Source organism: Streptomyces sp. GL_140 (assembly GCF_057834465.1).
The window spans coordinates 5,966,574-5,979,010 of sequence record NZ_CM174404.1 but is presented as its reverse complement, the minus strand read 5'-3'; the positions used below and the strand labels follow the sequence as shown (position 1 = coordinate 5,979,010).

13 protein-coding genes, 5 tRNA genes and 1 pseudogene are annotated in these 12,437 nt (G+C 69.9%); 5 read left to right on the top strand and 14 right to left on the bottom strand.

Going from position 1 to position 12,437, the window contains the following annotated elements; translation table 11 throughout:
- The first annotated feature begins 161 nt into the window (after nucleotides 1-161).
- Complete coding sequence (gene rpmB, locus AC3IYJ_RS27750; RefSeq protein ID WP_073911113.1) at nucleotides 162-347, top strand: 50S ribosomal protein L28; 186 nt, start codon at nucleotides 162-164, stop codon at nucleotides 345-347.
- 186 nt (nucleotides 348-533) lie between these two features.
- Here the strand turns inward: rpmB and thiD are convergent, their stop codons facing one another.
- Both thiD and AC3IYJ_RS27740 read right to left on the bottom strand, forming a co-directional pair.
- The gene (gene thiD / locus AC3IYJ_RS27745) at nucleotides 534-1,358 is read right to left on the bottom strand and encodes a bifunctional hydroxymethylpyrimidine kinase/phosphomethylpyrimidine kinase (RefSeq protein WP_489397430.1); all 825 of its coding nucleotides are present in this window, start codon (nucleotides 1,356-1,358) and stop codon (nucleotides 534-536) included.
- On the bottom strand, nucleotides 1,355-2,338 hold the full coding sequence (locus AC3IYJ_RS27740) for a thiamine-phosphate kinase (protein WP_489397429.1): 984 nt from the start codon (nucleotides 2,336-2,338) through the stop codon (nucleotides 1,355-1,357). Before AC3IYJ_RS27740 ends, thiD begins: the two co-directional genes overlap by 4 nt.
- A 245-nt stretch (nucleotides 2,339-2,583) precedes the next feature.
- Here AC3IYJ_RS27740 and AC3IYJ_RS27735 point away from each other — a divergent pair, with 245 nt between their 5' ends.
- Complete coding sequence (locus AC3IYJ_RS27735) at nucleotides 2,584-2,817, top strand: Lrp/AsnC ligand binding domain-containing protein (RefSeq protein ID WP_489397428.1); 234 nt, start codon at nucleotides 2,584-2,586, stop codon at nucleotides 2,815-2,817.
- A 20-nt stretch (nucleotides 2,818-2,837) separates the two neighbouring features.
- Nucleotides 2,838-3,341 (top strand): DUF3515 domain-containing protein, encoded by a 504-nt coding sequence (locus AC3IYJ_RS27730; RefSeq protein WP_489397427.1) that lies wholly within the window; start codon nucleotides 2,838-2,840, stop codon nucleotides 3,339-3,341.
- Nucleotides 3,342-3,489: 148 nt separating this feature from the next.
- Here the strand turns inward: AC3IYJ_RS27730 and AC3IYJ_RS27725 are convergent, their stop codons facing one another.
- Genes AC3IYJ_RS27725 through AC3IYJ_RS27715 form a run of 3 tightly spaced genes read right to left on the bottom strand, consistent with a single transcriptional unit; the run spans nucleotide 3,490 to nucleotide 6,446 of the window.
- The gene (locus AC3IYJ_RS27725) at nucleotides 3,490-4,647 is read right to left on the bottom strand and encodes a D-alanine--D-alanine ligase family protein (protein ID WP_489397426.1); all 1,158 of its coding nucleotides are present in this window, start codon (nucleotides 4,645-4,647) and stop codon (nucleotides 3,490-3,492) included.
- 39 nt (nucleotides 4,648-4,686) lie between these two features.
- Nucleotides 4,687-5,697: an NAD(P)H-dependent glycerol-3-phosphate dehydrogenase gene (locus AC3IYJ_RS27720; RefSeq protein WP_489397425.1), complete on the bottom strand. Its 1,011-nt coding sequence runs from the start codon at nucleotides 5,695-5,697 to the stop codon at nucleotides 4,687-4,689.
- Complete coding sequence (locus tag AC3IYJ_RS27715) at nucleotides 5,694-6,446, bottom strand: lysophospholipid acyltransferase family protein (protein WP_489397424.1); 753 nt, start codon at nucleotides 6,444-6,446, stop codon at nucleotides 5,694-5,696. The genes AC3IYJ_RS27720 and AC3IYJ_RS27715 overlap by 4 nt, the downstream gene beginning before the upstream one ends.
- Before the next feature lie 176 nt (nucleotides 6,447-6,622).
- Between AC3IYJ_RS27715 and cofC the strand changes: the two are divergent.
- Nucleotides 6,623-7,285: pseudogene (cofC, locus tag AC3IYJ_RS27710) on the top strand (2-phospho-L-lactate guanylyltransferase); the annotation flags it as partial.
- 333 nt (nucleotides 7,286-7,618) lie between these two features.
- Here cofC and AC3IYJ_RS27705 read toward each other — a convergent pair.
- From AC3IYJ_RS27705 to leuC, 4 genes are all read right to left on the bottom strand, one after another.
- Nucleotides 7,619-8,314, bottom strand: coding sequence for an HU family DNA-binding protein (locus AC3IYJ_RS27705; protein ID WP_489397423.1), 696 nt, complete (start codon nucleotides 8,312-8,314; stop codon nucleotides 7,619-7,621).
- 145 nt (nucleotides 8,315-8,459) lie between these two features.
- Nucleotides 8,460-8,687: an SCO5555 family protein gene (locus tag AC3IYJ_RS27700; protein WP_330298768.1), complete on the bottom strand. Its 228-nt coding sequence runs from the start codon at nucleotides 8,685-8,687 to the stop codon at nucleotides 8,460-8,462.
- 137 nt (nucleotides 8,688-8,824) lie between these two features.
- On the bottom strand, nucleotides 8,825-9,418 hold the full coding sequence (gene leuD, locus AC3IYJ_RS27695) for a 3-isopropylmalate dehydratase small subunit (protein WP_489397422.1): 594 nt from the start codon (nucleotides 9,416-9,418) through the stop codon (nucleotides 8,825-8,827).
- A 5-nt stretch (nucleotides 9,419-9,423) separates the two neighbouring features.
- Nucleotides 9,424-10,848 carry a 3-isopropylmalate dehydratase large subunit gene (gene leuC, locus AC3IYJ_RS27690; RefSeq protein ID WP_489397421.1) on the bottom strand — a complete coding sequence of 475 codons (1,425 nt, stop codon included), beginning with the start codon at nucleotides 10,846-10,848 and terminating at the stop codon, nucleotides 9,424-9,426.
- A 184-nt stretch (nucleotides 10,849-11,032) separates the two neighbouring features.
- On the opposite strand from leuC, the gene ndgR reads away from it, so the two are divergent.
- Nucleotides 11,033-11,749, top strand: coding sequence for an IclR family transcriptional regulator NdgR (gene ndgR / locus AC3IYJ_RS27685; protein ID WP_112450208.1), 717 nt, complete (start codon nucleotides 11,033-11,035; stop codon nucleotides 11,747-11,749).
- A 152-nt stretch (nucleotides 11,750-11,901) separates the two neighbouring features.
- Here the strand turns inward: ndgR and AC3IYJ_RS27680 are convergent.
- From AC3IYJ_RS27680 to AC3IYJ_RS27660, 5 genes are all read right to left on the bottom strand, one after another.
- Nucleotides 11,902-11,974, bottom strand: a tRNA-Glu gene (locus tag AC3IYJ_RS27680).
- 22 nt (nucleotides 11,975-11,996) lie between these two features.
- Nucleotides 11,997-12,068: transfer RNA gene (locus AC3IYJ_RS27675), tRNA-Gln, on the bottom strand.
- 26 nt (nucleotides 12,069-12,094) lie between these two features.
- Nucleotides 12,095-12,167, bottom strand: a tRNA-Glu gene (locus AC3IYJ_RS27670).
- A gap of 61 nt (nucleotides 12,168-12,228) precedes the next feature.
- Nucleotides 12,229-12,301, bottom strand: a tRNA-Glu gene (locus AC3IYJ_RS27665).
- 26 nt (nucleotides 12,302-12,327) lie between these two features.
- Nucleotides 12,328-12,399: transfer RNA gene (locus AC3IYJ_RS27660), tRNA-Gln, on the bottom strand.
- Nucleotides 12,400-12,437 lie beyond the last annotated feature (38 nt).

Genomic DNA, 12,437 nt, shown 5'->3' with positions numbered 1-12,437 from the left:
GTGGCGGACATGGTAGTTTTCTTGGACCGAGGCAGTCGTTGTATGCTGCTCCGGTTGCCCGATGAGAGTCGGGCCATTCCCCCCGGCAAACCACCTTCAGATCTCTGATACCGGTGCGCCGGGATTCACTGTAAGTGCATCTGAAGTCTTTGGAGTGACCTGTGGCTGCCAACTGCGACGTTTGCGCCAAGGGGCCGAGCTTCGGCAACAGCATTTCCCACTCGCACCGCCGCACCTCGCGTCGCTGGAACCCGAACATCCAGCGTGTCCGTGCCGTGGTCAATGGGACGCCGAAGCGCCTCAACGCCTGCACCTCGTGCATCAAGGCCGGCAAGGTCTCGCGCTGACGCCTTCCGTCGTAGCGCAGCCCTTTCCGGTTGCCAAAGAGGCCGGTCCACCTGGTGGACCGGCCTCTTGCATTGCCTGAAACGCCTGTAGGGGTCGCTTCCCCATCGTGGGAAGCGACCCCTACAGGCGTTTTGCGCGGACCTGCGGACCTACGGGACCCATTGGGCTTACGGGCCCACGGACCTTCAGGCGCTTCGGCGCCACCGCCACGCGTGGTCCACCGGGCCCGTGCCCGCGCCGAGCGCGAAGCCGGCCGCTATGGCTCCCGTGACGTACTCCTTGGCCGCCGCGACGGCCTCCGGGACGGGCAGGCCCTTGGCCAGGCCCGCCGCGACCGCGCTGGCGAGGGTGCAGCCGGTGCCGTGCGTGTGCCGGTTGCCGTGGCGGGGGGCCCGCAGCCAGTGCTCCTCGGTGCCGTCCGTCAGCAGGTCCACGGCTTCGTTCCCGTGGGCCGCGAGGTGGCCGCCCTTGATCAGCGCCCAGGTGGGCCCGTACCCGAGGACCGCGTCGGCGGCCCGGCGCATGTCGTCCTCGGTCTCCACGACGACGCCGGTGAGCTGGGTCACCTCGTCCAGGTTCGGGGTGGCGACGGTGGCCCGGGGCAGCAGTTCCTTGCGCACGGCGTCCAGCGCCGTGGCGGCGAGCAGCGCGTCCCCGTGCTTGGAGACGCCGACCGGGTCCACGACGGCCGGGGCGCCCGTCCCGGCGAGCAGCTCGGCCACCGTCTCCACGAGCACGGCGGAGGCCAGCATCCCGGTCTTCACGGCCTGGACCCCGATGTCGTCCACCACGGCCCTGTACTGGCCCCTGACGGCCTCCGCGGGCAGTTCCCAGACCCCTTTGACGCCGAGCGAGTTCTGCGCGGTCACAGCGGTCACCACGCTCATGCCGTGGACCCCCAGCGCCAGCATCGTCTTGAGGTCGGCCTGGATGCCCGCGCCGCCGCCGGAGTCGGATCCGGCGACGGTCAGGCACAGCGGCGGGTGCGCCGGGGCGGGGACCCCGGTCATCGCGAGGGCTCCTCGGGCGCCGGGTCGGCGCCGAAGTGGTCCCAGCCGCCGGTGCTGGTCCAGGGGGCGCCGTCGACGGTCACCTGGGGCAGCGCGGAGCGGTTCTGGACCTCTCCGATGACCTTCCAGCGGGCCGGGAGCTTCACGTCGGGCGGGAAGGTGGCCACGATGGCGTGGTCCTCTCCCCCGGTGAGGACCCACTGGAGCGGGTCCACGCCGACGGCCTGGCCGATGTCGTGCATCTGCGAGGGGATGTCGACGGCCGCCGAGCGCAGGTCGATCCGTACCTTGCTGGCCTCGGCGATGTGACCGAGGTCCGCGATCAGGCCGTCGCTGACGTCGGTCATCGCGGTGGCGCCGAGTCCGGCGGCCGCGGGGCCCGCGTGGTACGGCGGCTCGGGCCGCCGGTGGGCCTCCACGAAGGCCCGCGGGGAACGGAAGCCGCGCGAGAGGACCGCGAACCCGGCCGCGGACCAGCCGAGCCAGCCCGTGACGGCCACGACGTCGCCGGGCTGGGCGCCGGAGCGCAGCACGGGCTCGTGGTTGCGCAGGTCCCCGAGGGCGGTGATGGCCACGGTGATCACGTCGCCGCGCACCACGTCGCCGCCGACCACGGCCGCCCCGGCGACCTGGCATTCGTCCCGGATGCCGTCCATCAGCTCGGTGGGCCAGGTGACCGGCAGCTCCGCCGGGACGACCAGGCCGAGCAGCAGTGCGGTCGGCACGGCGCCCATGGCGGCGATGTCGGCGAGGTTCTGCGCGGCGGCCTTGCGGCCGACGTCGTAGGCGGTGGACCAGTCGCGCCTGAAGTGCCGGCCCTCCAGCAGGATGTCCGTGCTCGCCACGACCCGCCGGTCGGGGGCCGACACGACCGCGGCGTCGTCGCCCGGTCCGAGCCGGACCGCCGGGGTGGTGGTGAGCCGTGAGGTGAGCTCTCGAATGAGCCCGAACTCCCCCAGCTCGCCCACAGTGCCCTTCATCGCTGTGCCCCTTCTTGCCCAGTCCGCTTGCGGTCGCGAGCCGTCACAGCTCTGGGTACCGTCAACAGATACGTCAACTTCTGCTCTCCGTACGCCCCGCTGTGCGTGGAGCCGGACGCGCGGGTCTCCCCGCGGCGCTCGGCGACGCGGTACCGTGGCGTCCCTTCCTCCCCGGGCCCACCCGTCATCCCCGGGCCCACCCGAAGGGTAGGGGAAATGATCCTCGCGGCCGCCCTGGAGGTTCCGTGGTACAGGCGTACATCCTCATCCAGACCGAGGTGGGCAAGGCGTCGTTCGTCGCCGAGTCCATCGCGCACATCGCGGGGGTGATCCAGGCCGAGGACGTGACCGGCCCCTACGACGTGATCGTGCGCGCCCAGGCCGACACCGTGGACGACCTCGGCCGCATGGTGGTCGCCAAGGTCCAGCAGGTGGAAGGCATCACCCGCACCTTGACCTGCCCGGTGGTCCATCTGTAGCCCCCGTCTACTCTTGGCCGGTGAAGTCCCGACACAGCCGGCGTTCGTATCTGCTCCGCACCCTGCCCGCGCTGGCCGCCTCGGCGGCCCTCGCGGGCTGTTCCCCGTCCCCGGGTGGTGCGCAGGCCCGGGTGGATGCGCCGCCCGCACCGCCCGCCGATGTCGCGGGTTTCTGTGCGGCGCTCCACAAGGAACTCCCCGACACCGTGGCCGGTCTGGTCGCGACCCCGGTGCTGCCGGCTTCCGACCTGACCGCCGCGTGGGGCGGCTCGGCGATCGTACTGCGGTGCGGTATCGCCAAACCCGCGAAGATGGCGGATCCGAAGCAGGACGGCGTCGAGGTCAACGGTGTCGGCTGGCTCCTGGAGAAGCTGGACGACGGCGGCTTCCGGTTCACCACCGGGCTGCGGCTGGCGTACACGGAGGTCCGGGTCGACAAGGAGCATGCCACGGATGCGGGCATGCTGGTGGGCCTGTCCGCGGCGATCGCCAAGACCGTCCCGGAGGGGATCGCCTCGTACTGAGTCCGCCGTGGGGCCCCGCGGCCCGCAGCGGACCCCGCGGCCCGCACGGGGCTCCGTACCCGCTCATGAGGACCGCCCGCCGGCCATCCCTTCCAAGGGGGCCGGCGGGCGGTCCTTTCCGCCTCTACGGGGCTTCGTGCCCGAACGGCTAGCGCAGCCCGGTGGAGCGGCGCAGGGCGGCCTGGATCAGGCGGTCCACCAGCTCCGGGTACTCGATGCCCGACTCCTGCCACATGCGCGGGTACATGGAGATCGGGGTGAAGCCCGGCATGGTGTTGATCTCGTTGATGACGAAGGTGCCGTCTTCGGTGAGGAAGAAGTCGGCGCGCACCAGGCCCTCGCAGGACGCGGCGTCGAAGGCCTCGATCGCGAGCTTCTGGACCTCGGCGGTCTGCTCCGGGGTGAGCGGGGCGGGCACGATGCCGGAGGCGGAGTCGATGTACTTCGCCTCGAAGTCGTAGAAGTCGTGGCTGGAGACCGGCGGGATCTCGGCGGGCACGCTCGCGCGCGGCCCGTCCTCGAACTCCAGGACTCCGCACTCGATCTCGCGGCCGCGCAGCAGCGCCTCCACGATGATCTTCGGGTCGTGGCGGCGGGCCTCGCGGATCGCCGCGTCCAGCCCGGAGGCGTCGTCGACCTTGGTGATGCCGATCGAGGAGCCGGCGCGGGCGGGCTTGATGAACAGCGGCCAGCCGTGCTCGCCGGCGAAGTCCGCGATGCGGCCGAGCGCGCCTTCGCGGTCGTTCTCCCACTCGCGGGGGCGGATCGTCACGTACGGGCCGACGCGCAGCCCGAAGGACGTGAAGACCCGCTTCATGTAGTCCTTGTCCTGGCCGACGGCCGAGGCCAGGACGCCCGAGCCGACGTACGGGACGCCGGCGAGTTCCAGGAGTCCCTGGAGGGTGCCGTCCTCGCCGTAGGGGCCGTGCAGGACGGGGAAGACGACGTCCACCTCGCCCAGGGCCTTGGGGACGGCGCCCGGTTCGGTGTAGACGACCTCGCGGCTGGCCGGGTCGACGGAGAGCACGACGGTGCCCTCCTCGGAGTCGGCGAGCTGTCCCACGTTGGGGAGCTCACCGCCGGAGATGGCCATCCGGGAGGGCTCGTCGGCGGTCAGCGCCCATCGGCCGTCCGTGGTGATGCCGATGGGCAGCACCTCATACTTGGAACGGTCGATGGAGCGCAGCACGGCGCCCGCGGTGACCACGGAGATGGCGTGTTCCGAGCTGCGGCCGCCGAACACGACGGCCACGCGGGGCTTGCGGCCCTGCTGCTCAGGGGTCTGGGGGAGGTTCTCGCTGCTCATATCGCCACGAGGGTACCCGCTCATGCGTCCGGAAAGCAGTCAGCGCCGTTCCGGTTTGGCGCTGCGGCCCATGAGTTCCTTGAGCGCGACCAGGGTGGGCTTGCCGTGGTGGACGATGTCGACCACGGTGTCGGTGATCGGCATGTCCACTCCGTGGCGGCGGGCCAGATCGGCCACGGACAGGCAGGACTTGACGCCTTCGGCGGTCTGCTTGGTGACCGCGATGGTCTCCTCCAGGGTCATCCCGCGGCCCAGGTTGGTGCCGAAGGTGTGGTTCCGGGAGAGCGGCGAGGAGCAGGTGGCGACGAGGTCGCCGAGGCCCGCGAGGCCGGAGAAGGTCAGCGGGTCGGCGCCCATCGCCAGGCCCAGCCGGGTGGCTTCGGCGAGGCCGCGGGTGATGAGCGAGCCCTTGGTGTTGTCGCCGAGTCCCATGCCGTCCGCGATGCCGACGGCGAGGCCGATGACGTTCTTGACGGCGCCGCCGAGTTCGCAGCCGACGACGTCGGTGCTCGTGTACGGACGGAAGTACGGGGTGTGGCAGGCGGCCTGGAGGCGCTGGGCGACGGCTTCGTCCACGCAGGCGACGACGGAGGCGGCGGGCTGCCGGGCGGCGATCTCGCGGGCCAGGTTGGGCCCGGTGACGACCGCGACGCGGGAGGCGGGGACCTTGGCCACCTCTTCGACGACCTCGCTCATCCGCTTGGCGGTGCCGAGTTCGACGCCCTTCATCAGGGAGACGAGCACGGTGTCGGGGGCGAGCAGCGGTGCCCAGTCGGCGAGGTTGCCGCGCAGGGTCTGCGAGGGGACGGCGAGGACCGTGAAGTCGGCGCCGGCCGCGGCCTCGGCCGGGTCGGTGGTGGCCCGGATGTTCTCCGGGAGTTCCACGTCGGGGAAGTAGTCCGGGTTGGTCCGGCCGGTGTTGATGGCGTCGACGAGCTCCTGGCGGCGGCCCCACAGGACCACCTCGCAGCCGGCATCGGCGAGCACCATGGCGAAGGCCGTGCCCCAGGAGCCCGTTCCGAATACGGCTGCCTTCACGGGACGTGTCACTTGTTGCCCTCCCCCGCGGCTTTGCGCCGCTGTTCCGCCCTGGCCTTGCGATGGTCGTACGGCTGCTCCGGCGCGGTTTCTCCGCGCAGTTCCTCCAGCAGCCCGGTGATGGCCGCCATGATGACCTCGGTGACCTCCTTGAGCACGTCCGGGGTGGGTTCCCGGTCGTAGTACGCGGAGAGGTCCACGGGCGGTCCGGCGAGGACCTGGAGGGTTTTGCGCGGGAACAGGCTGAGCTTGTTCTCCTTGGCGTAGGGCGGCATCGCGAGGTTCGCGCCCCACTGGGCCACCGGAATGACCGGGGCCCTGGTCAGCAGCGCCACCCGGGCGGCGCCGGTCTTGCCGGCCATCGGCCAGATGTCGGGATCGCGGGTGAGGGTGCCCTCCGGGTAAAAGGCCACGCATTCACCGCGCTCGATCGCGTCCACTGCGGCCCGGAATGCGTCCAGGGCGTTGGTGGACTCCCGGTAGACCGGGATCTGGCCGGAGCCTCGCAGGATCGCGCCGACAATGGGCACCTCGAAGAGGGCCGCCTTGCCGAGCAATCGGGGCACCCGGCCGGTGTTGTACTGGAAGTGCGCGTAGGAGAGCGGGTCCAGATACGAGTTGTGATTGACGGCGGTGATAAATCCGCCCTCGGCCGGAATGTGTTCCATTCCCCGCCAGTCCCGCTTGAAGAGCACTACCAGCGGCGGTTTCGCGATGGCCGCCGCAAGGCGGTACCAGAAGCCGATTCTGCGGCGGGACACTCGGACACCTTCCTCTAGGACCGGTGCGCGGCTTGGGCACCTCGGGGCCGGACAAGTGTCGCCCCGGGTCCGGTCTCTGTCGAGAACACCGTACGCCCCGCGCACCCCGTGCAGGCCCCGGGCCGTCCGGCATGAGGTGACAATGGGTCGACGCATGACCCGGCCATGACCCGTACATGGTCTACGCAGCTGCGCGAGCGCACCGGAGGAAGGGGTCGGTCACGAACGCCGTCTGGAGTCTGGTGGTCCCGCTGAAGCCCTTGGCCGTGGCCAAGAGCCGCCTGGCGAGGGCCGTGGGAGCGTCCCGGCCGGGACTGGCCCTGGCATTCGCGCTGGACACCGTCGCGGGGGCGCTGGCCTGCGCGGCGGTCGCGGATGTGGTGGTCGTCACGGACGATCCGGCGGCCGGGGCGGAACTGGCCCGGCTGGGGGCGCGGATCGTCCCGGACGTCCCGGGCGCGGGGCTCAACGCGGCGCTGGCCCACGGGGCGCGGGAGATACGCACGGGCCGGCCGCGGGCGGCGGTGGCTGCGATGAACGCGGATCTACCCGCGCTGCGGCCGCCCGAATTGCTACGCGTGCTCGATACCGCTTCGGCATTTCCCCGGGCATTTCTGGCGGATGCGGCGGGAATCGGCACGACCTTGCTTTCCGCTGCGCCGGACGTGGAATTGGCCCCCTCGTTCGGCGGTCGGTCGCGGGCCCGCCATTCGGCTTCGGGCGCGGTGGAAATGGCCCTCTCCGACGTGGACAGCGTGCGCCGGGACGTGGACACGGCGGAGGATCTGCGAACGGCCCTCACTCTCGGCGTGGGTCGCCATACGGCCCGATACAGTGCCCGTATGCAGGCGACCGCGTACACGTACGACTCCCAGACCCGCAGCGGCAGTGTGCTGCTGGACGACGGCACCCCGGTGCCCTTCGAGGCCCCCGCGTTCGACGCGGGCGGCCTGCGGCTGCTGCGCCCCGGGCAGCGGGTCCGGATCGAGACGGACGGCGAGGGCGCCGGCCTGCGGATCACCCTGGTCACGCTGCAGACGTTCTGACCCGGTTCCTGCCGCTCCAGCCCGGCCGCTCCAGCCCTTCGGCCCCGGCCCGGCAGTCGCGCGGACGCACCGCGGGCCGGCTTCCCCTGACGTGGGGAAGCCGGCCCGTCGTGTGTGACTCGTGCCCTACTTGGTCTTGCGGGCGGTGGTCTTCTTCGCGGTGGCCTTGCGCGTCGCCGTCTTCTTGGCGGGCGCCTTCGTTGCTGCGGTGACCTTCTTCGCCGCCGGCGCGGTCTTCTTCGCCGTCGCGGTGGTCTTCTTCGCCGTCGCCGTGGCCTTCTTGACCGTGGCCTTCTTGGCCGCGGGGGCGGCCTTCTTCGCCACTGCGGTCTTCGCGACCGTCTTCTTGGCGGTGGCCGTGGCCGTGGTCTTCTTCGCGGCGGTCTTCTTCGCGGCCGTGGTCTTGGCCGCGGCAGCCGCCTTCTTGGCGGTGGCGGCCTTCTTTGCGGCGGCCTTCTTGACCGTGGCCGAAGGCGCGGTATTGCCAAGCGTGAGGCTGCCCTTGGGGGCCTTCTTCACCGACACCTCGCCGCCCTTGGGCAGCTTCTTGGCACCGCTGACCAGGTCCTTGAAGCCCTGACCCGCGCGGAAGCGCGGCACCGAGGTCTTCTTGACCCGCACGCGCTCACCCGTCTGCGGGTTGCGGGCGATGCGGGGGGGGCGGTCGACCTTCTCGAACGAGCCGAAGCCCGTGACCGAGACCCGGTCGCCCGCGACGACCGCGCGGACAATCGCGTCCAGTACCGCGTCGACAGCGTCCGCGGCCTGCTGACGGCCGCCCAGCTTGTCGGCAATCGCTTCTACGAGCTGCGCCTTGTTCAACGTCTTCCCCTTCGGAGACTTCGCCAGAACGAATGTGTTCAAGCTTATTTCGCACGTTAGGCGGATATATACCGCAAATCAAACACGAAACGGGCTTATCACCCTAGTGCCGCAACGCTCTAGGCCGTTACGGAGTTCCTTCGCATCAGTCGCCTTCAGGGAATCGACCCTCGTCGAGGTCCTTCATCAACCTGTCCAGGCGCACTGCCGCATCGGCGAGATCGTGCTTCGCCGCGGCCGTAACGACCAACAGCTTCCGGGTCAGCGCCATCCTTACGCCCTCCGGGACTTGCAGTGAGCGCACCCGCGTGTGCGCTTCTTTCAATCGGTCGGCGACAAGTTCGTAGAGCTTAAGTTGACTGTCGCGTTCCATGCACAGATTGTGCCATCTAGGGCGAGTTGTCGCCTCACGGGGCCTCAACACACAGCTGTGCCCCCTGTCGGACGACAGGGGGCACAGTGTTGCCTATGTGATCACCCGAAGGCGAATAAGCGCTGATCAGACGGGAATCACGCCTGAATCGTGCGCGGCTTGAAGGCGGGGCGAGCGCTTTCGTAGGTGGCGATGTCCGCTTCGTTCTGAAGGGTGAGCGAGATGTCGTCCAGCCCCTCCAGCAGCCTCCAGCGGGCGTTGTCGTCGAGTTCGAACTCGGCCACGACGCCTTCGGCCCGGACCTGGCGGTCGACCAGGTCGACCGTGATCTCGGCGGTGGGGTCGGCCTCGGTCAGCTTCCACAACTGCTCGACGGTCTCCTGCGGCAGGACCACGGTCAGCAGACCGTTCTTCAGCGAGTTGCCGCGGAAGATGTCGGCGAAGCGGGAGGAGATGACCGTCTTGAAGCCGAAGTTCTGCAGGGCCCAGACGGCGTGCTCGCGCGAGGAACCGGTACCGAAGTCGGGACCGGCGACCAGGACGGTCGCGCCTTCGCGCTCCGGGCGGTTCGTGACGAACTCCGGGTCCTTGCGCCAGGCCTCGAAGAGCCCGTCCTCGAACCCGTCGCGGGTGATCTTCTTCAGCCAGTGGGCGGGGATGATCTGGTCGGTGTCGACGTTGCTGCGGCGCAGCGGGACGGCCCGGCCGGTGTGGGTGGTGAAGGCTTCCATCGTTCTCAGACTCCGGCGGTCGCGGTGGCGTCGGACAGGTCGGCGGGCGAGGCCAGATGGCCCAGCACCGCGGTGGCGGCGGCCACCTGCGGGGAGACCAGGTGGGTGCGCCCGCCCTTGCCCTGCCGGCCCTCGAAGTTGCGGTTGGAGGTGGACGCGGAGCGCTCACCGGGCGCCAGTTGGTCGGGGTTCATGCCCAGACACATCGAGCAGCCCGCGTGCCGCCATTCGGCGCCGGCCTCCTTGAAGACCTTGTCCAGGCCCTCGGCCACGGCCTGGAGGGCGACGCGGACCGAGCCGGGGACGACCAGCATCCGTACGCCGTCGGCGACTTTGCGGCCCTCGATGATGCCCGCGACGGCGCGCAGGTCCTCGATGCGGCCGTTGGTGCAGGAACCTACGAAGACGGTGTCGACCTTGATGTCGCGCAGCGGCTGCCCGGCGGTCAACCCCATGTACTCCAGGGCCTTTTCGGCGGCGTGACGCTCCGAAGCGTCCTCGTACGAAGCCGGGTCGGGGACGTTGGCCGACAGGGGCGCGCCCTGGCCCGGGTTGGTGCCCCAGGTGACGAACGGCGAGAGCGTGGTGCCGTCGATGACCACTTCGGCGTCGAAGACCGCGTCCTCGTCGGTGCGCAGGGTCTTCCAGTACGCGACCGCCGCGTTCCAGTCCTCGCCCTTCGGGGCGTGGTCGCGGCCCTCCAGGTAGTCGAAGGTGGTCTGGTCGGGGGCGATCATGCCGGCGCGGGCGCCGGCCTCGATCGACATGTTGCAGATGGTCATGCGGGCTTCCATCGACAGGTTCTCGATGGCCTCGCCGCGGTACTCCAGGATGTAGCCCTGGCCGCCGCCGGTGCCGATCTTGGCGATGATCGCCAGGATCAGGTCCTTGGCGGTGACACCCTCGGCCAGCGCGCCGGTGACGGTGATCGCCATCGTCTTGGGGCGGGCCAGCGGCAGCGTCTGGGTCGCCAGCACGTGCTCGACCTGGCTGGTGCCGATGCCGAAGGCCAGCGCGCCGAAGGCGCCGTGGGTGGAGGTGTGCGAGTCACCGCAGACGACGGTGGTGCCCGGCTGGGTCAGGCCCAGCTGCGGGCCCACGACGTGGACGACACCCTGCTCGACATCGCCCAGCGAGTGCAGGCGTACACCGAACTCGGCGCAGTTCTTGCGCAGCGTCTCCAGCTGGGCCCGGGAGACCGGGTCCGCGATCGGCTTGTCGATGTCGATGGTGGGGGTGTTGTGGTCCTCGGTCGCGATGGTGAGGTCGAGGCGCCGGACCTTTCGGCCGGCCTCGCGCAGACCCTCGAAGGCCTGCGGGCTGGTCACCTCGTGCAGCAGGTGCAGATCAATGAAGAGGAGGTCGGGCTCACCTTCGGCGCGCCTGACGACATGGTCGTCCCAGACCTTCTCCGCGAGTGTCCTACCCATCGCTTTCCCTCCGGCCGGCCGGTTGTGCCGGCGCTTGATAGAGATCTTGTGCGCCTTATCGCCCGTACCCCACGTCCCGGACGACGGCTCGGACCCAGTGGTTCGTGGACCCGCACATACAGACTCGCTGGTTCTTGGAAAAATTGAACTTGCGTTTCACAGTGTGAGACGCGAATATCGTTTCATGGACAACTCTAGCGGCGTCGGCGTTCTCGACAAGGCAGCTCTGGTACTGAGCGCACTGGAGTCCGGTCCGGCCACCCTCGCCGGGCTGGTCGCGGCGACAGGGCTCGCACGACCCACGGCACATCGCCTTGCCGTGGCACTGGAACACCACCGCATGGTGGCGAGGGACATGCAGGGCCGGTTCATCCTCGGACCGCGGCTGGCGGAGCTCGCCGCCGCGGCCGGCGAGGACCGCCTGCTGGCCACGGCCGGACCGGTGCTCACCCACCTCCGGGACGTCACGGGAGAGAGTGCGCAGCTCTACCGGCGTCAGGGCGACATGCGCATCTGCGTAGCGGCCGCCGAGCGGCTGTCGGGTCTTCGGGACACCGTCCCGGTGGGCTCGACACTGCCGATGAAGGCGGGCTCGGCCGCGCAGATCCTGATGGCCTGGGAGGAGCCCGAGCGGCTCCACCGCGGCCTGCAGGGCGCGCGCTTCACGGCGACGGCGCTCTCGGGCGTACGGCGTCGTGGCTGGGCGCAGTCGATCGGTGAGCGGGAGCCCGGCGTGGCCTCCGTCTCGGCGCCGGTGCGCGGCCCCTCCAACCGCGTGGTGGCCTCCGTGTCGGTCTCCGGGCCGATCGAGCGGCTGACCCGGCACCCGGGGCGCATGCACGCCCAGGCCGTCATCGACGCGGCCGCCCGCCTCACGGAGGCCCTGCGGCGCTCAAGCTGACCTTCCAGTCCCCACATCCACCCCCGGGCCCGGGGGCGCGTATGACGCCGCACACGTCCTAACACGCGCCTCCGGGCCCGCACTTGTGCCCGCCCGCGTCCGGGAACGCGAAGAGGCCCTCCGCGATGAACGCGGAGGGCCTCTTCGATGCGTACCCCCGACCGGATTCGAACCGGCGCTACCGCCTTGAGAGGGCGGCGTGCTAGGCCGCTACACAACGGGGGCTAGCTGTCACTGCTGTACTGCGCTGGGCTACCAGGACTCGAACCTAGAATAAGAGAACCAGAAACTCTCGTGTTGCCAATTACACTATAGCCCACAGGTCTAGACCAGCTAGACACCGCGTACCCCCGACCGGATTCGAACCGGCGCTACCGCCTTGAGAGGGCGGCGTGCTAGGCCGCTACACAACGGGGGCCCTAGCGATCCTGCATCAAAACATCCGGGTGCGACCCTGGAGATCTCGCGGGAAGGATCTGTACCCCCGACCGGATTCGAACCGGCGCTACCGCCTTGAGAGGGCGGCGTGCTAGGCCGCTACACAACGGGGGCAAGCACTGCGTTACTGCTGAACTGCGCTGGGCTACCAGGACTCGAACCTAGAATAAGAGAACCAGAAACTCTCGTGTTGCCAATTACACTATAGCCCACCAAAACTCAAGCCCCTGAGGGACTTTCGTTCGGTTAG